Genomic DNA, 19,345 nt, shown 5'->3' with positions numbered 1-19,345 from the left:
TCCCACGCGCCCCGAAATAATAGCAGGAAAAGAGGGCGCGAGCAACGCGCCCTCTTTTGCATTTACTTGCCCCGCACCGTCCAGCCCTGTGCTTGCGCGGTGGCGATCAAATGGTCGAACACCGGATCGACGTCGGCGTCCTGCAGCGTGCGCTCACCCCGAAAGGACAGGTTGATGGCCAGCGAGCGGTGACCTGACGGAATCGACTCGCCGCTGAACACGTCGAACACCTGGATGCTTTCGAGCAGCGCTCCACCCTCACGTGCCAGCAGGTCGCGCAGTTCGCCGTAACTGACGCTGTCGGGAGCGATGATCGACAAATCACGCAGGTTGGCGGGAGTGCGGCGCGGATCACGGAACGACCAGGCTCGCCTGGGAAGCGGAAAGCGCACTTCAAGCAGGAAAGTTTCGCCCTTGAGACCCAACTCACTGGCCAGCGCCGGATGCAGCGCACCCAGCCAGCCGACCGGTACGCCGTTCCAGAGCACCTCGCCGGCAATACCCGGATGCAGCGCACCTGGGACTTCTTCTCCGCGCAGTGCCCGTACTTCAAGTTGCGCGCCCAACTCTGATGCAGCCGCTTCGAGCAGCCCCTTGAAGGTGTAAAAGCCCCCGGCAATCGGGCCCTGCCAGTTGCGCGGTGCGAGCGGACCGCGCATCAGGGCGCCGAAGCGCTCCACTTCGCCGCTGACCGGGAAGACCCGTCCCACTTCGAACAGCAGCAGCTGCTCACGTGCATTGGCTTGCACGGTTTTCAGCAGGCTGGGGTACAGTGCCGTGCGCATGGCCGTACGCTCGCTCGTGAGGGGATTGCGCAGGTGCAGGTGAGGTCGCTCGGCGCGCGCCTTGTGAGCCTCCTCGTCATTCGTGAAGGTGTAGGTCACGACTTCCTGAAACCCCAGGCCCGCCATGACCATTTTCAGATCACGCCGGGCCCGCGCTTCCTCACCACTGGCGAGGTTGCTTTCATGCACCTTGACTTCCGGCAGGGTTTCGGGCAGTTCCCCATATCCGTGCAGACGAATCACCTCTTCGGTGAGGTCCTCGGGGATGTTCAGGTCCGCGCGCCAGGAGGGCGGGGTGACCCGCCAGACCTCGCTGACCTGGCAGCCAAGCTTTTCCAGGGTGGCGCGCATCTCGTCGTCGCTGATGAAGAGGCCCAGCAGGTCGCGCGCTGCCTGCGGATCGAACGCGATAGGGGAGGGCAGGTGGGAATTGCCCGCGTCGGTGACACCCGGGTGAACTTCGGCCCCACCGTGTTGTGCGAGCAGTTCCATGATGCGGTTGGCCGCCCACGGCGCGAGGTTGGGATCGACGCCCCGCTCGAAACGGTATACCGCGTCGGTCTTCAGGCCCAGTCGGCGCGCCGTGAGACGCAGGCTCACCGGATCGAAGTGCGCGGCTTCCAGGACCACGTCACTGGTATCGCTGCGAATGCCGCCGAAGTTGGCGCCGATCACACCGGCCACACCGACGATCTCGCCGCCGCCATTGCGAATCACCAGGTCATGTTCATTCAGTTCGATCTCGTCGCCGTACAGGGTCTGGGTCCGCTCGCCCTGCACCGCGCGCTCCACCCGCAGGGCGAGCGCAACATCGCGGGCATCGTAGAACGCCGTCGGCTGTCCCAGTTCGAGCATCACGTAATTGCTGGCGTCCACAATCAGATCGATGGGCCGCAAGCCCGAGGCGAGCAGTCGGCGTTGCACCAGCAGCGGGCTCGGACCGTTGCGCACCCCGCTGGCCACGCGCGCGACGAAGCGGTCACAACCTTCGGTGAGCGTCACCGGCAGTGGCTGGGGTGCACCTTGCTGCGGTGGCACTCCAGCACTGGGAAGGCGCAGCTCGATGTCCAGCGCGGCGGCCAGGTCGCGTGCCACGCCCAGAACGGACAACGCGTCGGCCCTGTTCGGGGTGACTTCGATATCAATCACGGCGTCTGCCGGCCAGAGTTCCGCCAGGGGTGTGCCAGTTTTCGCGCTTCCCAGGGGCAACTGCAGCAAGCCACCCGCGTAGTCGCCCACGCCCAGCTCTTTGGGTGAGCACAGCATGCCCCACGACGCCACACCCTGCACTGCCCGAACGCCGATTTCGCTGCCCTCGATGGTCGTGCCAGGTCTGGCCACCGCGACACCGACGTTGGCGCGGGTATTGGGCGCGCCGGTCACGATGGTCACCGGCGCCGGTTCGCCCGCCTCGACGGTCACGCGAAACAGGTGGGTGCCTTCCAGTGGGGTGCATTCCAGCACTTCCCCGTAAACCACGCCCACCGGAGGTGCGCTGAGCAACACGATTTCCTCGACTGGCAAACCGAGGTTCGCCAGGATGGGCTCCAGATCCGGTGCCTGTGGCAATTCGGGCAGCAGCGCTTTGAGCCATGAATAAGGCAGCTTCACATCGTCTCCTTCGGCGCTCGTGCGTGCGGCGCCGTCGAATTCAGGTCGCCACGAAACTGCGTCAGGACCCGCAGGTCGTTGGCGTAGAAATACCGGATATCAGGAATGCCGTAGCGCAGCATGGCGATACGGTTGGGCCCCAGGCCGAAGGCGAAGCCGGTCTTGCCTTCGTAGATGCGCGTGAGACCACGCGCTTCACGCAGATCGTCCACTGCACGAAAGACATTCGGATGTACCATGCCGCTGCCACCCAGTTCCAGCCAGCGCTGCTCCTGATCCCACCAGATCGCAAAGTCGGCGCCGGGCTCCACGAAGGGGTAGTAGCTCGGCTGAAAGCGCACCCGGGCATTTTTGCCGAACATCGCGCGCCCCATCTCGGCAATGGCGCCCTTGAGGTCTGCCATGGTGATGCCCTCGCCGACCACCAGGCCTTCGAACTGATGAAACATGCTTTCGTGTGTCGCGTCGGTTGCTTCGTAGCGGTACACCCGCCCGGGCACCACGATCTTGAGGGGAGGCTCGTGCGTTTCCATGTACCGGATCTGCATGTTGCTGGTGTGCGTGCGCAGCACCTGACCGTTCTCCAGCCAGAAGGTGTCCTGCAAATCACGCGCGGGGTGCCAGGCGGGCATGTTCAGGGCGTCGAAGTTGTGGGTCTCATCCTCGACCTCCTGCCCTTCCACCACCGCGTACCCCAGGGAGGTGAAGATGTCCGAAAGCTCGTACAGAATGCGCGTGATGACGTGCAGTCCACCAGCCGGAAGCGCCAGGCCGGGCAGCGTCACGTCAATGGCTTCCGAGGCGAGCCTGGCTTCCAGCGCGGCCTGACGCAGTTCGTTCTCGCGTGCCTGAGTGGCTGCTTCCAGGATCTGCTTGAGCAGGTTGATGGCCGCCCCCCGCTCGCGGCGCTCGTCGGGCGTCAGGGTTCCGAGCGTTTTGAGTTGGGCGGTCACCAGACCATTCTTTCCCAGGTATTGGGTCTTCACGCTTTGCAGCGCTTCCAGCGTGTCGGCGCCGCGAATGGCGTTCAGGGCTTCTTCTTGCATACTCCTCCAGGGGTATTGGAAAGGCCGGGTTCAATCAAAAAAGCCCCGCCACACGGGCGGGGCGAGCAGCACTGAATCAGCCTGCTAAACCCCGCACCTCAGAAAAGGCGAACGTGACCGCTGGGTCCGGGGTAAAGACATACCTTCACCTTACGAGGGAGCGTCGAACAGGTCAAGCGGGAGTCAAGACGTTCTGGTTTGCATCAGGGGTCGGTCCTGCAAGCTCTCCTTCGATCAATTATAAAAACCGCCCCCAATTTCCTTCATATCTCCCTTATATTGAAGCCATGCGGCAAGGCGGGAATTCCAGCGCTCCCGAAAACGGATCGAGCGACAACTCGCGCTTGTCCGGCCCCATCCTGCGCACCACGCGCCAGTTCACCGCCGCCATGCTCACCGATCCCGGCCGCGAGCGAAGCCTCAACGAGGACGCCGCCCTGCTCGCCGACGGACAAGGTGGGGGCCTCTTCGCCGTAGCCGACGGCATGGGTGGACACGCGGCAGGAGATGTCGCTTCACGCATCGCCATCGAGGAATTGCGCGAGGTGTACCTGCGCTCCGCAGAAGCCGCTCCCGACCGACTCGTCGATGCGGTGCAGGCAGCCAACCTCGCCGTTTACCGCCACGCGGTCGGCAGTGAGGCCGGCATGGGAACGACCCTGACTGCCGTGGCCATCGATGGGGGCGCGGCATTGATCGCCAACGTCGGCGATTCTCGTGCCTACCTGATGCGTGGCGGCAAGCTCGCCCGCCTCACCCGCGATCACTCCTGGGTGGCCGAGCAGGTTCGTCGGGGCTTTCTCAGCGAGCAGGAAGCGCGCGGTCACCATTGGCGCAACGTCGTCAGTAACGCCCTGGGCAGCGACGAACGGGTCCGTCTCGACCTGCTGGGCGTACCGCTCGAGCGCGGTGACCGGCTGCTGGTGTGCAGCGACGGCCTCACCGCCGTTGTTGACGACGCCGAAATCGCGCAGCTCCTCACCCAGATTCCTGATGCGCCAGAGCTGCTCGCCCGGCTGATCGCGACGGCCAATGCGCGCGGTGGACCTGACAACATCACGGTGCTGGTCATCGACGTCCGCGTGAATGCCCCGAGGCCCCGTTACCCGTTGCCTGCCCTGAGCGACGAAGGTCCGATCGACATCGAAGCGTTACGCACACCCTCGCCGCGTCGCCCGGTGACTTACCTGACCCTGGCCGTGCTTTACCTGACCCTGCTCGGCATGATCATCCTGCCCGAACACAACGTCACGGTCGCTGCGCTGGGTGTGCTCGCCCTCGCCGCCCTGCTGCTCACGCCACGCCTGTTGCAACGCGAGCCCCGTGCCGCGCGCTCCAAAGAGCACAAACGCGATGTCACCCACAAGGGCTCCTCCAAATAAGCTGCGGGACCGTAAAGTAAAGGCATGACCCAGTCCATCAGCACGCCTCACGCGCCCGCCGCCATCGGCCCCTACAGCCAGGCCATCCGTCACGGTCAGCTCGTGTACACCAGCGGCCAGATTCCCCTGCGGCCCGACGGCACCCTGGTTGAAGGCAGCATCGAAGAGCAGGCACGGCAGGTTTTTGCCAATTTGCAGGCCGTGCTGGAAGCGGCGGGCACCTCCTTGTCGCGCGTCATCAAGGCCACGGTGTTCGTGACGGACCTCGGGCAGTTTGCAGAACTCAACGCAGTGTACGCCGAGCACTTCTCAGAGCCTTTTCCGGCACGGAGCACGGTGGAGGTTTCGCGTCTTCCGCGCGATGTGCTGGTGGAGATTGAAGTGGTCGCGGTGGTCGATTGAGCTTTTGGGATGAAGACTCTTTGGGGTGGTTTTTGACGTTTGACTGTATTTGCCCTCGCCAAGCCCCTGGCAAACCCTAAACCACCTCACAGACACCCTCTGCCGTGACGGGCAGGGACCTTTGCCCACGCGCCGCGTGCTAGCGTGACCCCATGACCGCCGTGACCGAAACGACGCCGCGTGAGCTGCTGCTCAATCGCGTGCAGAAGGACATTCCGATCGTGGCGCGGCCGTATCGTGTGCTCGCTCAGGAGGTCGGCCTGACCGAGGAGGCGGCCCTGGCCATCTTGCGCGAAGAGAAGGACAAGGGCGTGCTGCGTCAGATCAGCGCGATTTTTGATACCCGCACGCTGGGTTACCAGTCGAGCCTGGTGGCGGTGAAAGCCGATCCGGACAAACTCGACGCAGTGGCTGAGGTGATCAACGCGCACCCGGGCGTGAGCCACAACTACAAGCGCAACCACGACTTCAATTTGTGGTACACCATCGCCGTGCCGCCCGAGAGTGACCTCGAAGCGCACGTGCAGAAGCTGCACGAGGTGTCAGGCGCCGACCTGACGCGCCTGATGCCGACGCTGCACCTGTACAAGATCGGTGTGGAGTTCGACATGACCGGCACCGAGGACTGGAACGCCAAGAGCAAGCCGCAGTACACCAACGAGAACCGCAACATCGGGTATCAGGTGAGCGGGATCGATCGGCAGTTTGTCTTGGAGTTTCAGAAGGACCTGCCGCTCGTCGAGGAGCCTTACGCGTCGGCGTGTGCGGCCCTGGGCATGACCATCGAGGAGCTGTCCGCGCATGCTGCGCAGATGAAGGCCGCCGGGGCGCTGCGGCGGGTCAGTGCCGTGTTTCGCCACCAGAAGGCGGGATTCACCTTTAATGCCATGGGTGTCTGGGCGGTGCCTCAGTCGGACGTGGCCCGGGTGGGGCAGCGCATGGCGGAGTTCAAGGCAGTCTCACATTGCTACCTGCGGCCCACGTATCCGGAGTGGCCCTACACCATCTTCACCATGGTGCACGGGCGCAGCAAGGAAGAGGCTTTTGGGAAAATTCAGGCCATTGCAGACGAGGTCGCTCAGGGAATCGACCACGCCATTCTGTATTCCACCAAGGAATACAAGAAAGTCCGTCTGGAGTTCTACAAGCCTGAATTCTACGAGTGGGCGCGCGAGCACCTCGGCACCGAGGCGTAACGTCCTGGAGCGTTTGTTAGTGGAATTGATGGAGAAGCTCACTCCATCAATTCCAGTGTGCCGGCCTGCCGTTTACTTGAGCCGTGAATCGTGGCGGGCTTGGGCGTCATGATGAATGTCCTTGAGCACGTCGCCAGGCATCGATTGTGATGACCGGGTATTGATGGCCCGCAACACGTCGATGTCCAGCTTGGGTTGCCGTTCGGCCGTGAGCAGCCCGTTGGTTTCCTGTTCGGTATCCGTCAGCTGCGTGTAGCAGAAGCCCATCAGCACTTCCGAGTGCAGCACGGCCGTTACCAGTTCCCGGTAACGCTCGAGCAGTCCTTCGCTGCTGGTGACGGTGCCGTACCCAAACCAGGCCTGGTCGGCGCCCGGCGCAAAACTGAGCCCGCCGAATTCACTCAGGATCATCGCTTCGTCAGCGCGCGCTTCTCCGTGGGTCAGGAGGTTGCGGAAGTACGGTTGCACGTACTGCAAGGTGCGTTCCATGGCTTCATGTGTGCCGTAACGTTCCCGCAGTGTGGCGCCCTGCGTCGCGTAATCGTGCACACCGATCATTTCTCCACCCACAAACTGCCAGCCGTCGTTGGCGATCACCGGCCGGGTTGGGTCGAACGCTTTGGTGAGCTGGTAGAGTCCCCTCGCGAAAGCCCGTTGCGCGCTGTCACCTTCCAAGTCCGGTACGCCCCAGGATTCATTGAGGGGAACCCACGCGACGACACAGGGATGACTGTAATCCCGCCGGATGAATTCAAGCCATTCGCGCGTCAGGCGTTCACACATCTGCTCGGTGAAGACGTACGCGCTGGGCATTTCGCCCCACACCAGCAATCCGAGGGTGTCGCACCAATACAGAAACCGGGGATCTTCGATCTTCTGATGAATGCGGACACCGTTGAACCCGAGGTCCTTGACGAGGCGTACCTCACGCTCCAGGGCCTGCGGGTCCGGAGCGGCGAGGTGCGACTGGGGCCAGTAATTCTGAGCCAGCACGAGCCGCTGGTAATACGACAGGCCGTTGAGCAGGAAGCGACCGCCTTTGACGGCGACGCTGCGCATGCCCGCATATGAGGCCACCTGATCGAGGAGCGACCCGTTTTGCAGCAGGCTCAGTTCGGCATCGATCAGGTTGGGCCGTCTGGGAGACCACAGCAGGTCGTCACGTTCAGGATTGACCGGCAGGTGTTGAAGCGACAGCGTGCAGGCCACTTGACGGCCAATCACGCGCACCACCTGTTCCGCGAGAAACTGCCCACGTAACGTCAGACGTACGCGCAGGTCGCAGGGTTCTGCCGGAGCGTCGTTCAGCTGCGCTTGCAGGTGCAGTTCCATCCGGTTGAGGTTGGGGGTCCAGCGGAGGTGCTGAAGGTACGTCCACGGCACGCATTCCAGCCAGACCGTCTGCCAGATGCCCGTCGTTCGGTGGTACCAGATGGCGTGGGGTTCCAAAAGCCAGTCCTGCTTGCCCCGTGGTTGCGCGAGGTCCCGGGGATCGTCCTCGGCGCGCACCACCAGCACCTGTTCGCCGTCGTCAGTCAAGGCGTCGCTCAGGTCGGCTGTGAAGGGCGTGTGGCCTCCTTCGTGTTCGGCGACCAGGCGACCGTTGAGCCACACCCGCGCGCGGTAATCGACTGCCCCGAAGTGCAGCAGCAGGCGGCCCGAGCGTTCTGCCGGGCCGACCTGGAACGTCCGGCGATACCAGACGACCGGATGAAAACCCGTCTCTCGCAAGCCACTCGCGTGTGATTCAGGTGGAAACGGCACCAGGATCTGCCGGTCGAAGTGCTGGGGGGACTCAAACCAGCGCTGTCGCAGGCCGACATTCTGGTCGTCGAATGCGAATGCCCAAGGGCCCGACAGATCCTGCCATTGCTCGCGGGTGAGTTGCGGACGAGGATGATGGTCTCTCAAGTGTTTCAAGGAATCCTCCACGAGAAAATGGTGTTGTTCGTCAGTATGACGCTGCTGTGGCTGCGCGTCCTCCTTCAGCGTGACCGGTGACGGTGAGGCGTCAGTCAAGGCGCACTTCGCGGGCTTCTTCGGCGGATCGGCGGGCGGCCAGCACCAGCTCGAGGGTGCGCGCACCCTCACGAAGCGGCGTGCGCGTTTCACTGCCCGTGCGGATCGCTCGCACAAGATCTGACATCTGACGCACGAACACGTCATCGCCTGAGTCAATCGTGTGCACGGGCGTGTTCGGCTGTGATGTGAAGTGGAAGGTTGCGTGGCTGTGGCTGGCGAACTCGGCGGTCAGGTGCTGCGCGACCACCTGAAACTCCGACAGCCAGCGTTGCGGAACCGCGCCGTTGGTGGCCTGCACCACACCGATCGCGCCACTGGCGAAATTCAGGAGGGTGGCGCTGGTGTCCTCGGCAGTATATCCGGGCACGTCGCGGTGAAAGAAATTCGCCTGACGGCTGTACACGCTGACCGGGTCTCCCATCAGGAAGCGCAGGACGTCGAAGAGGTGAATCGCCTGCTCGACGAGCTGCCCGCCGGACTTCTCGCGGTCGCGCCACCAGGGGGCGTGCAGGGCATTGCAGAAGTAGCGGGCGCTGAACAGCCCGACCGCGCCGGCCTCACCGGAGTCCACACGCTGCTTGAACTGCTCGACGGCTTCTCCGAAGCGGGACATGAACCCCACCTGTGTTCGGATGCCGGCCTGCTCTGCCGCGCGCACCATCCGTGACGCGTGAGGCATGTCAAGCGCGATGGGCTTCTCGATGAACACGTGCACGCCACGCTCGGCGGCGCGTTCCACCTCGTCGCTGTGCCCGAACGGCGGGAGGCACACCACCAGCAGATCAAGGCTCATTTCCTCCAGCAGCGCGTGGTGATGCGTGAAGACGCGCGCCTGACCGCCGCTGAACTCATCCGAGAAGGCGCGTGCCTTCCACTCGTTGCGGTCGGAAAAGGCCACGAGTTGCACTTCATCCCCCAGCGTGCCGAGGACCTGGGTGTGGCGGCGTGCGAAACTTCCACAGCCGAGGAGGGCGGCTTTCAGGCGCATCAGGCGTCCTGGAAGTCCAGCACGGCCTGCATCGCGTCCTGAGGATGCCGGTCGAGCGTGTCGAAAAGGGCGGCGGCTTCACGGTAAGGCTGAACGTGGGAAATCAGGGGTTTGAGGTCCCACCATCCCTGCGCTTGCAGGTGCATGGCGGTCTGCGCGAGCCGCAAGTCATCCCAGCGGTATTTGAGTTCCGGGTCCGGACCGTAAATCTGTGATGAGACGACGTTGATGCGGTTGTGGTGAAACTCCTCACCCAAAAAGAGACCGCGGGCTTCCCCGGGAATAAAGCCCATCGCGACCACCCGCGCGGAGTACGCGGCAGCGCGGATGGCTTCGTTCAGGGCGCTGGGCGCGCCGGTGACTTCAAAGCACACGTCCGCGCCGCGTCCACCGGTCAGATCCTTGATGGCCTCCGCGGCTTGGGCGGTGCTGGCGTCGATCACTTGGTCGATGCCGAGCTTGAGTGCCAGGTCCAGCCGGGAGGCATGCAGGTCCACGCCGATGACCGTTGCGCCGGACCGCTTCGCGCTTTGCGCTACGATCTGCCCGAGGACCCCCAGTCCGAACACCGCCACGCTTTCCCCGAGGCGGATGCGCCCGTCATGAATGCCGTTGAGGGCGATCGAGCCGATGCGCGAGAAAATCCCCAGGATCGGCTCGAGGGTGCCGGGCATCTGCCGGGGAATGGCGGTGCCGGCGGGCAGGACGGCGTGCGTGCGGTGACCCCAGGTGCCGAACACGTGTGTGCCGACCTGCAGGTCACGAACGGCCGAGCCGAGTTCGGTGACCTCACCGACTTCCTCGTACCCCCAGCCGCGCAGGGGGTAGGTGTGGGTGGGTTCCGCGCCAGGACGGAACAGCCGGTATTCGGGGTCCCAGCGTTTGTGCAGGTATGGGTTGCTGCCCCGGTACGCGGTGATTTCGGTGCCGGCGCTGATGCCGGAGAACAGGGTGCGCACGCGCACTTCGTTGGGTTTCAGGGGCGCGAGAGGCTCGGGTTCGAAGGCAATTTCGCGTGGAGCGCGAAAAACCATCGTTTCAGAGGAAAGGGTGGTCATAACCATGCTCCTGTCTTGGGAGTCACCTGACACGCTCTTCAAGGCTGGCGCCTGTGCTGCGGTGTCGACGCGGGATGCCGGACCTCCTCGGGCATGGCGGAGCGGTCTGTTCTCCACCGCACGCGGGCTGGTCCTGATCAACCTCGAACGTAGATGGGGTTGCTGAGCAGCAGGGTGTTCTGCCATTCGCGTCCTGCGACAGAGTCACTTTGGGGGGCCAGGGCGTACGCTTCGGCCCGGTAGTAACCGGGCAAAGGGTCCGGGTCGTGGATTTCGAGTTCAGTGACCGCTGAATTGGCCGGCAGATCCTGGTGCGTGTGGTAAAGCCCGTTTTTCAGGACGAACAGCCGCGTCGGGTACTGCAGGTTGGTCAGCTGAAGCTGCAGGCGGACGGGCGCGCAAGGCAGCTCCCCTCCCATACCGGCCCGATCACCGCCCGCATGCCCCTCGAACATCAACGTGGGACCCAGGGAAACATAAGCCCGTCCGGCTTTCAGGCCGGCGAGCAGTCCGGACGGCGTGAGGCTGTCCGCCCCGATGACCGTGACGGCCTGCCCCAGGCGGTGCCGACCGGCGTGCGGATCGTGTGAGTCCGTTCCGGCCACGCCCGTGATGCGCTGCCCGGCGCGCAATAGACCGTCCCAGAACGTCAGCTGCGCCGCGTTGTTGGGACCTTCGAGCTGGTGATAAATTTCGTACGCGTCACACAAGGACCAGTCGAACTCGTGGTAGCGCCAGCCGAGGTGGTTGGAGAAAGCGTGATTGACACAGAAGAGCCCACCCTGCGACCGCACGGCACGCGCGACATCGTTGACGTTCCAGGGCTCGTCAGGATCATCGACGAACACGTCGACCCATTCTTGCAGGCCGTGCAGGTTGGCGTGACCACGGTGACCGGTCAGTTCCAGCGAACGAATCACCGCCAGCTTCTCATCGGCGAGCGCCTGGATTTCGGGCCAGCCGGCGGGCGTGAAATGGTCGGTCAGGGCGAGAAAATCGAGCTGGTACTGCCGCGCGGCCGCCGCCAGTTGGGTTGGCGTGGGCTTGCCATCACTGTGGTGCGTGTGGGCGTGCAGTTCGCCCCGGTACCAGCCTTGGCCCGCACGGCCGTTCTGCGTCGCCGGTTTCGGTGTGGTGTGCGCTGTCGGGTCCTCGGTGTGCGCGCCTACGGTGAGGCTGTACGGCGTGGTTTCGTCAGTACTTTCGACGTCGATCTGCACGCGCCATTCCCCGGCCTCAATGGGCCCTGGCAAAGCCCCCGGCGAGGCGAAATCCGTTCCGAAGCGCAGCTCGAGTTCGATTTCCCCGACTGCGGCGGGATTCATGCGTGTCCCGCGGTATCCGGCGGGTCCGAACACCGACAGGAACAACTGGCAGCGGCGCTCCTTGTGAAAACGCAGCGTCACTTTCAGCCCGTGGAGTTCCTCTGCCACCCTGAATTCATGTTGCAGATAGTGCACACGTGGATGGGGTGACACTTCTCCACGCAGGTCGAGCAGGCGCTTGTCGTGTTCCCCGTTGGTCATGATGTGTTCCTCGTGTCGCAAGGAGCGTTCGGGCAGCCCTCAGGCGTGGTATGCGGCGCCGCCTGTCCGAGTTTCCGGCGGGGGAAGGTTCGAACTGAAAGGCGTTCCAATCGCCGACCAGGAACAGGCTTGACGTCAGCGTGGCGAGGCGTGACACCAGGGGAGCCGCGTTCAGAGGCTATGAATGACGCTGCGAGTCTGGAGGTACAGCTGCCGATACGCTTGGTACTGGTGATCATACACCTCGGTGGTCGTGGGATTTGGCGTGACTTCCTGTGCTTCTCCCACCCAATGCATGAGTGCATCACGCGTGACGTTCCCCGTGACGAGACCGGCCAGGAACGCGTCCCCGTAACTCGCTCCGATCGTTTTGGCCGGCACGAGCTGCGTCACCCCGGCAATATCCGACACGATCTGCAACCACGTCTGGCTCTTCGTCCCCCCACCCACCGCAATGACGCGTTTGATGTCGGCTCCGAGCGCCCGGAAGGTCTCCAGGTTGTGCCGGATGCCAAACCCGACGCTTTCCAGCACCGCGCGAAAGACATGCTCACGGGAGTGTGACAGCGTCAATCCCGCAATGATTCCTTTGGCTTTGGTGTCATTGATGGGCGTCCGTTCCCCACTGAAGTAGGGCAGCACCAGCAGCCCGCCTGCTCCCGGGGGAATGTTCTGTGCGGCCTGAAAGAGTTCATCGTACGCGCGCTCCTCGGGCAAGTCCCGCGCGAATTCGTCCCGGAACCAGCGCGTCAGGCTGCCGGTGGTACTCATGCCTGCCGCGAGGTTGTACTGCCCTTCGAACGCGCCGGACACCGTCCACACCCGCGTGTCCGGTGTCGGCACGTCCTGCACCAGAATGAAAAAAGTGGTGCTGCCGTACATGATCATCAAGTCGCCGCTGCGCACCGCGCCGACGCTGATCGCTTCGCTGAGGGCGTCCACGGCGCCGACTGCCACAGGCGTGCCTTCGCGCAACCCGGTCTGTGCGGCCGCGCGGGATGTGACAGTGCCCAGGGGCGAATCACTCCAGCCAAGCCGTGGAAGTCGGACGTTTCCGAGGAACTCGTCGGCGAGTGCCTCGTTCCAACCGTGCTTTCTCGGGTCATACAGCGGCATGTAATGACTCGCGGTATGGCGGTCCATCACGTGCTCTCCCGTCAAGCGAAACGCCAGGTAGCTGCTGGCCGTGGTGAGCGTGCGGGTCTGCTGCCAAACCGATCCTTCGTGGCGTTGCAGCCAGCGGATTTTCGGACCGATCGCCTGGCTGGTGAAGCTCATCAGCGACCGCTCGAGAATACCTGCTTCGCCGTACTCGCGTTCGAGTTCCGCAACTTCCGCGTGCGCGCGGGTGTCCACGCCGTACAGAATGCCCGGCCGTAGGGGCCGGCCATGTTCATCGAGCGCCAAAAGGCAGGGACCGATGGCGCTCACGGCGATGCCCGCCACGTCCGCGCCGGAATACGGTTCACCGTTCAGCAATTCGCGGATGATCTGCACGACGTCCTGCCACCACACGTTGTCTGCGTCCTGTTCGACATGCCCGGGCTGCGGCATGTCGATGCCGTGCGGAACGACGTGACTCTTGAGAATCTGCCCTGCAGGAGTGACGAGGACACCTTTGCTGCTGTACGTGCCGACGTCAATGCCGAGCAGCAGATCGCTCATTGCACGGCCTCGTTCACGTGCCCTGCATACGTGACCTCCCGCGCGTCTCCACAGAGGTTCACGTGAATTCCGAGCGCACCGAGCATCGCGGCCTTCACGCCCAGCGCGTGACGGGCCGTCTCCCGGTCGGGGGCGTACGCGACGTTGATGTGGTTCGCCTGGTGTTTCGCCATCATCTGGTTTCGACTGACGCCATCGAGCACCGCGTTCATGATGGGCCACTCGGGGGTGGTGGCCTGCCAGCGGCGCTGCACTTCTTCATCGGGCAGGTCGAGGGCGCGTCCCAGACCGAGGTCGGCGCAGAGCTGCCCGCCCTGAACGTACACGCGTGACCAGACCAGCTCGCCGGGTTTGCTGACGCCTTTGAGCGTTCCGCCGCCCAGACGGAAGTACATGGCCGGTTGACGTTCGCTGCTCGCGCCCGCGTACCCACCTTTGAAGTGCGATGCGGGCGCGGCACCGCTGATCAAAAAGACCCACACGAACTGCCCGTCGTACTCTTCACCCCAGCGTAAATCGTGCAGGGTGGTGGAGGGCTCGAGGCCGAGTGCCTGCCAGATGCGGTTGGTGACAAGCGCGTCCATGCCGGCGCCTTCGTCAACTTCGTTGAAGTGTGGCAGGGCCTGAGCGGCGTAGAGTTCCTCACCCGTGTCGGGATGGTAGACCGGGGGCCGCTCGGGGTTGTTGAGCAGACCTTCGGCGAGGTCACTGGCGGGCGCCATGTCCTTGAGGCCCTGCTGGTACTGAATGCCAATCGCGTCGCACCCGAACCGGTGCGCGATGCGCACGGCGGCGATGTACATCTTGAGTTGCTCGAGCGTCTGGCGCAGGGTGAGTTCGGTGGCTTCGTCCTCACCGAAACGAAAGGTCATGCCACGCGACGTCAGCCAGTCAAGCGCCGTCCGGGCTTCTTCGTCGGTGACGAGGCGCATTTCGGCGACCAGGCCGGACTGGCTGAGGCGTTCTTTGTACATGCCGGTGGGATTCATCAGTTCGTCGTCGATGATGGCGTTGTACATGCCCATGCAGCCCTCGTCGAACACCCCGAGGATGGCCTTGTCGTGCTGCAGTCGCGCGGCGAGTGTTTCACCGAGTGCTCGCGCGTCGCCGGGTAGCCTGTGGGCGTCGAGGGGTTGTGCGTGGCTGGTGTCGTGCGTGACCTGACCGTGCTGCAGCCATTCTTGAATTTTTTCGGTGAAGTACCCGTCGCTGAAGTCTTCGCTCCACAGTGAGCTGTACCGGACATTCATCTTGGTGAGGCTGCCGTTGAGGTTGAGCAGCCCCACCAGGCCGGGCCACTCACCACTCCAGTTTCCCACCGTGAGGATCGGGCCCCGATGGTCACGCAAACCGGCAAGCACGTGGTAGCTGTACTGCCAGACGGCTTCGGCGACGATGACGGGAGCGTCTTTGGGAATGTCGCGGAAGACGTTCATGCCCATGCGCTGACTGGAGATGAAGCCGTGCCGTTCGGTGGGGTCGTAGGGATGGGCACGCGTGACACGCACGCCGTGTCGGGCGAGGGCCCCCGTGAGTTGTTCTTCCATGCGTTGCTGGGCGGGCCAGCAGTTCTGGTTGGCGGCGAGACGTAAATCTCCACTTGCCACCAGGTAGGCGTGCTGAATCATGATTCACCTCGGGTAGACAGCGCGGTTTGCGCCGTGGACAGCTTGTTTCCGCAGTGCTGATGGTGCGGTGCCCTGACAGCACTTCCGGGAATTTCGGCAAAGGAACCCGGAGCCAGGCGTGGTCCTGCGACGCTGCAGTCTGAGATTGGTTGAGGGTTGCGCGATGGCCGGGTTGTACCGGGCGCCTGAAGGTGTAGTGTCTGATCCTGGTGTGGTCCGCCCATCATTTACTCGCGGTGTTCGTGAATGTTGCGAAACGCGGGCAGACGGTCTTTCACGGAAGGTAATTCCGGGAAGGGCGCGTGAGGCTCGGCCTGGTACCAGAAAGCGACGCTGGTCATCTCATCACCGCGCCGGTTGGCGTGTCCATGCTCGATGGTGACGCGCAGGTCACGCTTGAAGATCACCGGGTCCTCGATGTGAAAGCGGTACAGCGTGATGGGGTCTGTCCAGTTCGGTCCGCCCCCGGCGATGACGCCGTGATACGGAGCGGCGTACTCCTGATTGGGACACCAGGCCGTGTTGAAGTAATCTTCCGTGCCGGTGCCGTGCAGGGTGGGAGGCCAGGCGTCGTTGGCGCCCGGGCTGGACTCGGCACGCGCGTCGATTTCCGGGTACACCGGTTCGTGTGGAACCTGTTTTCGCCGTCCGGCGTCAGGCACGCTGAGGCCCGCTTCACCGTCGATGAAAATCATGTCGTCACCTTCTCCGTACCAATCCCAGTCCTTGGAGCGCCGCAAGGAATAAAAGGACAGCAGGCAGCCCACGTAATGCCCGTGGCCTTTGGCCTGCACGATGGTGTAGTTGTCTGCGCCGTCAACGTTGACGCCCCCGAACTGGTATTCCTCGTTGGTGAGACCCTCGTCGCTGATCCCTTGAGGAGTGGACTTGCGCCACTGGGCGTGAAAGCGGCCCAGGCCAGCTTCGAGCTGCTCGTGGAGTTCAAGGTCGACGTAGTAGTAAAAGCGGACTTCATCCTCGCATTCACTGGTGACCGTGAAGCGCATGCTGCGCTCAAAGGGCATGGGGAAGTAGCAGTTGAGGGCCTTGCCGTCTTGCGGGCTCATCTGTAAAGGGAGGCTGGCATAGTTGCGCGTCTGCGCGTGCCCCATTCCGAAGAAATCCCCGATCGGGCACTCGATGCTGGGGGTATCCTCACCGTCCCAGTAGGCGCGCAGAATGATCTTGCGGTGGTAGTGCGGTGAATCGCAGGCAATGGTGACCCACAGGTGCGTGACGATGCCGGCACCGTCCGTCTGGGCAATGGTGACCGTCTCTCCGCTTTGGATGTGCAGTCGGTCGTCGTTTCCTCCGGTGCGGTCGTAACTGGAGAAACGCCGCGTTCGGACGTCACGGAGTTTGGCAAGCCCACGAAGAGGAGAAAGACCGGCATTCGAATTCATAGGACTCCTGAGCAGGCGGCCCGCAGTTGTCGGGCGGGTCGTGTGAAAGGGTCTCCCGGCGAAGCGCGAGAGGTTTCCGGGAAGTCAATGGGGGAGTGCGCAGATGTCCGGTCAGACAGGTGCCCGGTCAGGGCGTGAGGGACCGGGTGGAAGCGCGGATGATCAGGTGTGGATCGAGCACGTGGTGTGAGGGCGCGTTGGCGTCCCGAAGGCGCCGCAGCAGCAGTTTGGCGGCCAGGGTGCCCATGGCGTCGATGGGCTGCGCGATGACCGTGAGGGGTGGATCGGTGTACTGCGCCCAGCGCGCGTCATCGAAGGACACCAGCGACAGGTCGCGGGGTACGCGCACGCCTTGATCGCGCAGGGCCGCCAGGGCGCCCGCCAGCATTTCGTTGTTCGCAACAAAGAGCGCGGAGGGAGGCTGCGCAAGACCCAGCAGACGCTGCGTGGCCGCGTAACCGGAGGCTTCGCGGAAATCACCGACTTCGATCAGTTCCCACGGCAGGGCCAGCCCGGCTTCTTCCAGGGCCAGGCGGAACCCCTCCAGCCGTTCGCGTCCGGGCGTGAGGTGCAGGGGACCGGCGATGGTCGCGAGGCGGGTGTGTCCGAGTTCGAGCAGATGTCGAGCGGCGAGTGCTGCCCCCAGGCGGTTGTTGACGAGGACCTGATCGACGTCATCGAGCCCGGACGCGCGGTCAAGATCGAGGATCAGGACTCCTCGCTCCTGCATCGCCCTCAGGATTTCGAGGTTGGCGCCCGTGGAGCAGTGAATGATGGCACTGACCTGCTTTTCTTCCAGAAGACGCAGCGCGTTTTCTTCCTGCCGCGGGTCTTCGTTGGCATTGCTGATGATGACGCTGAAGTCGTTCTTGCGCGCGACGTCCTCAATCGCTTTGGCCAGCGAGGCGTAAAAGGGATTGCGGATGTCGGAGACGATCAAGCCGAGCGTGCTGGTCTGACGGGTGCGCAGGGAGCGGGCCAGGCCGTTGGGACGGTAACCATAGGTCTGTGCAGCAATGATCACGCGCTGACGCGTGGCTTCTGCGACGCTTTCGGGCCGGTTGAGGGCGCGCGAGACGGTGGACGCGTGAAGGTTGAGTTTTTCGGCGAGTTCACTGATGTTCACGGATCCCCCAGCGGCTTTGGAAATCAATTGTAAAAGAGTGATGCCCGCATTGGCGTCAAACTGCCCAATTGTGCCTCCTCATGGACCGCAAACGATTTCCGGATGTTCACTCCGGCAGACGAGCATGAAAGCGCGGAGCCCCGTTTTGCTGTCTGCTGCCTCAGTCGTGTCTTGCCACGAGGACAGCCGACGAAAGGACACCCGCACCGACCTTGAACGATGCGGGCCGCCTCGAGTGAAACTGAGGCGGCCACACATTCGTTCCGCCTTACTTCACGTCTTTGAACAGGGGCGCCGTGCGGTCCGCGAGGTTCTTCATGGTCGCCTCCACGGGGGCATTACGCAGGTAGAGTTCCTGCAACGCCTTGACAATATCCGCCTGAACCTGGGGGTAGTTGGGGGCCGTCGGCCGTGGTTTGGCGTTCGGCAGCTGACGGTACCCCGCGTCCAGTCCTTTACCGCTCTTGAGGAAAGTCTGGAAGGCAGGCGTTGAGACCGTGGTCCGGCTGACGGGCAGGTAGAACGTCTTGTCAATCCAGGTCGCTTGCTGGGCAGGTTGATTGAGCCAGGAAATGAATTTCCAGGCAGCTTGCTGACGCGCGGTCGGAACGGCCTTGGGAATGGCCAGGACCGCGCCGCCGGTGGTGACGCCCGGCGTCTTGAAGTAAGGCACGGGGCCTGCAGTGAATGGGAATTTGACGGTCTGGTTGAGCTCGGTGCGCGTGGCAACAGACCCGAAGCGCATGGCCAGACGTCCTGAGGCGAACTCCGCAGCGACGTTCGGGCCGTCCATCATCACGTTGCCCTCACGCATCATATCCTGCCAGAACGTCAGCACCTCGATAGCGCCCGGCTGGTCGAGTTGCAGGCGTCCGTTTTTGATCAGCTCGACACCATTGGACAGCAACCCCGCCTCCAGCAGCCAGGTATCTGCGGGCATGTTGATGGCCGGCACTCCCGTCGCGGCTTTGATTTTCCGGGCGGCGTCGCGTACCTCAGCCCAGGTCTTTGGAATGGCCCGTACTCCGGCTTTGGCGAGCAGTTCCTGGTTGGCGTAGAGCACTGGCACGGAGTTGTTCCAGGGGCTGGCAAAGTACCCGCTGGGACGTTTCGCCTGGTTTTTGAACACGCCCCACAGGCCGTTGTACTGATCCATGAAGCCGGGCATCTTGCTGAGGTCGGCCAGCTGTCCCGCGTCGGCGAGGCGGGTGTACAGTGACACCTCAAGTTGCAGCACGTCACCTGCGGGCTGCCCGGCGGCAATGCCCGCCAGGGCTTTTTGCAGCACGAGATCGTAGTTGCCGGCGTGCTCGGCACGTACGACCACGTCATTCTGGCTTCTGTTGAAGGCGTTGACCATTTCGACGACGCGCTCACCAAGTGGACCGCCCAGGCCGTACAGGAAGGTGATTTCCGTGGCGGCGAACGCTTGTGAACCGAGACCGAGGGCGAGGGACAGCGCAAGTAAGGTACGTTTTTTCATAACATCTCCTTCAGCACGAAAAAC

14 protein-coding genes are annotated in these 19,345 nt (G+C 63.4%); 3 read left to right on the top strand and 11 right to left on the bottom strand.

What is annotated here, in order from left to right:
* Positions 1 to 62: 62 nt before the first annotated feature.
* Both pheT and pheS read right to left on the bottom strand, forming a co-directional pair.
* Positions 63 to 2,396 carry a phenylalanine--tRNA ligase subunit beta gene (pheT, locus tag DEIPE_RS06700; RefSeq protein WP_015235227.1) on the bottom strand — a complete coding sequence of 778 codons (2,334 nt, stop codon included), beginning with the start codon at positions 2,394 to 2,396 and terminating at the stop codon, positions 63 to 65.
* Positions 2,393 to 3,442 (bottom strand): phenylalanine--tRNA ligase subunit alpha, encoded by a 1,050-nt coding sequence (gene pheS / locus DEIPE_RS06695; protein WP_015235226.1) that lies wholly within the window; start codon positions 3,440 to 3,442, stop codon positions 2,393 to 2,395. Before pheS ends, pheT begins: the two co-directional genes overlap by 4 nt.
* A 287-nt stretch (positions 3,443 to 3,729) precedes the next feature.
* Here pheS and DEIPE_RS06690 point away from each other — a divergent pair, with 287 nt between their 5' ends.
* The 3 genes from DEIPE_RS06690 (at position 3,730) to ahbA (ending at position 6,422) form a co-directional block, all read left to right on the top strand.
* Positions 3,730 to 4,824, top strand: coding sequence for a Stp1/IreP family PP2C-type Ser/Thr phosphatase (locus DEIPE_RS06690; RefSeq protein ID WP_015235225.1), 1,095 nt, complete (start codon positions 3,730 to 3,732; stop codon positions 4,822 to 4,824).
* Positions 4,825 to 4,848: 24 nt separating this feature from the next.
* Positions 4,849 to 5,226: a RidA family protein gene (locus DEIPE_RS06685; protein ID WP_015235224.1), complete on the top strand. Its 378-nt coding sequence runs from the start codon at positions 4,849 to 4,851 to the stop codon at positions 5,224 to 5,226.
* Between the two features lie 152 nt (positions 5,227 to 5,378).
* Complete coding sequence (gene ahbA / locus DEIPE_RS06680; protein ID WP_015235223.1) at positions 5,379 to 6,422, top strand: siroheme decarboxylase subunit alpha; 1,044 nt, start codon at positions 5,379 to 5,381, stop codon at positions 6,420 to 6,422.
* 72 nt (positions 6,423 to 6,494) lie between these two features.
* Here the strand turns inward: ahbA and DEIPE_RS06675 are convergent, their stop codons facing one another.
* From DEIPE_RS06675 to DEIPE_RS06635, 9 genes are all read right to left on the bottom strand, one after another.
* Entirely contained in the window at positions 6,495 to 8,342 is a 1,848-nt protein-coding gene (locus DEIPE_RS06675) for a glycoside hydrolase family 2 protein (RefSeq protein ID WP_015235222.1), read from the bottom strand.
* Positions 8,343 to 8,433: 91 nt separating this feature from the next.
* Entirely contained in the window at positions 8,434 to 9,432 is a 999-nt protein-coding gene (locus DEIPE_RS06670) for a Gfo/Idh/MocA family protein (protein ID WP_015235221.1), read from the bottom strand.
* Complete coding sequence (locus tag DEIPE_RS06665; RefSeq protein WP_015235220.1) at positions 9,432 to 10,490, bottom strand: zinc-binding dehydrogenase; 1,059 nt, start codon at positions 10,488 to 10,490, stop codon at positions 9,432 to 9,434. The genes DEIPE_RS06670 and DEIPE_RS06665 overlap by 1 nt, the downstream gene beginning before the upstream one ends.
* Positions 10,491 to 10,627: 137 nt before the next feature.
* On the bottom strand, positions 10,628 to 12,016 hold the full coding sequence (locus DEIPE_RS06660; RefSeq protein WP_015235219.1) for a CehA/McbA family metallohydrolase: 1,389 nt from the start codon (positions 12,014 to 12,016) through the stop codon (positions 10,628 to 10,630).
* Positions 12,017 to 12,187: 171 nt separating this feature from the next.
* Positions 12,188 to 13,681, bottom strand: coding sequence for an FGGY-family carbohydrate kinase (locus DEIPE_RS06655; protein ID WP_015235218.1), 1,494 nt, complete (start codon positions 13,679 to 13,681; stop codon positions 12,188 to 12,190).
* A complete protein-coding gene (locus DEIPE_RS06650) occupies positions 13,678 to 15,309 on the bottom strand; it encodes a helicase subunit of the DNA excision repair complex (RefSeq protein WP_015235217.1) in 1,632 nt (543 codons plus the stop codon). The genes DEIPE_RS06655 and DEIPE_RS06650 overlap by 4 nt, the downstream gene beginning before the upstream one ends.
* 227 nt (positions 15,310 to 15,536) lie before the next feature.
* Positions 15,537 to 16,712, bottom strand: a complete 1,176-nt coding sequence (locus DEIPE_RS06645; protein WP_015235216.1) for a glycoside hydrolase family 172 protein — start codon at positions 16,710 to 16,712, stop codon at positions 15,537 to 15,539.
* Between the two features lie 127 nt (positions 16,713 to 16,839).
* Complete coding sequence (locus DEIPE_RS06640) at positions 16,840 to 17,838, bottom strand: LacI family DNA-binding transcriptional regulator (protein WP_015235215.1); 999 nt, start codon at positions 17,836 to 17,838, stop codon at positions 16,840 to 16,842.
* Between the two features lie 268 nt (positions 17,839 to 18,106).
* Positions 18,107 to 19,321, bottom strand: coding sequence for an ABC transporter substrate-binding protein (locus DEIPE_RS06635; protein ID WP_015235214.1), 1,215 nt, complete (start codon positions 19,319 to 19,321; stop codon positions 18,107 to 18,109).
* Positions 19,322 to 19,345: the final 24 nt, after the last annotated feature.

It is taken from the genome of Deinococcus peraridilitoris DSM 19664 (assembly GCF_000317835.1).
GTDB classification, from domain to species: Bacteria; Deinococcota; Deinococci; order Deinococcales; family Deinococcaceae; genus Deinococcus_A; species Deinococcus_A peraridilitoris.
Note: the sequence above shows the minus strand (reverse complement) of the source record. Positions and strands in the feature narration are given on the sequence as shown.

What these genes read in the sequence shown, in the direction of transcription:
- pheS (WP_015235226.1), bottom strand. Translation starts at nt 3,442, where the DNA reads ATGCAAGAAGAAGCCCTGAACGCCATTCGCGGCGCCGACACGCTGGAA.
- DEIPE_RS06690 (WP_015235225.1), top strand. Translation starts at nt 3,730, where the DNA reads ATGCGGCAAGGCGGGAATTCCAGCGCTCCCGAAAACGGATCGAGCGAC.
- DEIPE_RS06685 (WP_015235224.1), top strand. Translation starts at nt 4,849, where the DNA reads ATGACCCAGTCCATCAGCACGCCTCACGCGCCCGCCGCCATCGGCCCC.
- ahbA (WP_015235223.1), top strand. Translation starts at nt 5,379, where the DNA reads ATGACCGCCGTGACCGAAACGACGCCGCGTGAGCTGCTGCTCAATCGC.
- DEIPE_RS06670 (WP_015235221.1), bottom strand. Translation starts at nt 9,432, where the DNA reads ATGCGCCTGAAAGCCGCCCTCCTCGGCTGTGGAAGTTTCGCACGCCGC.
- DEIPE_RS06665 (WP_015235220.1), bottom strand. Translation starts at nt 10,490, where the DNA reads ATGACCACCCTTTCCTCTGAAACGATGGTTTTTCGCGCTCCACGCGAA.
- DEIPE_RS06660 (WP_015235219.1), bottom strand. Translation starts at nt 12,016, where the DNA reads ATGACCAACGGGGAACACGACAAGCGCCTGCTCGACCTGCGTGGAGAA.
- DEIPE_RS06655 (WP_015235218.1), bottom strand. Translation starts at nt 13,681, where the DNA reads ATGAGCGATCTGCTGCTCGGCATTGACGTCGGCACGTACAGCAGCAAA.
- DEIPE_RS06650 (WP_015235217.1), bottom strand. Translation starts at nt 15,309, where the DNA reads ATGATTCAGCACGCCTACCTGGTGGCAAGTGGAGATTTACGTCTCGCC.
- DEIPE_RS06645 (WP_015235216.1), bottom strand. Translation starts at nt 16,712, where the DNA reads ATGAATTCGAATGCCGGTCTTTCTCCTCTTCGTGGGCTTGCCAAACTC.
- DEIPE_RS06635 (WP_015235214.1), bottom strand. Translation starts at nt 19,321, where the DNA reads ATGAAAAAACGTACCTTACTTGCGCTGTCCCTCGCCCTCGGTCTCGGT.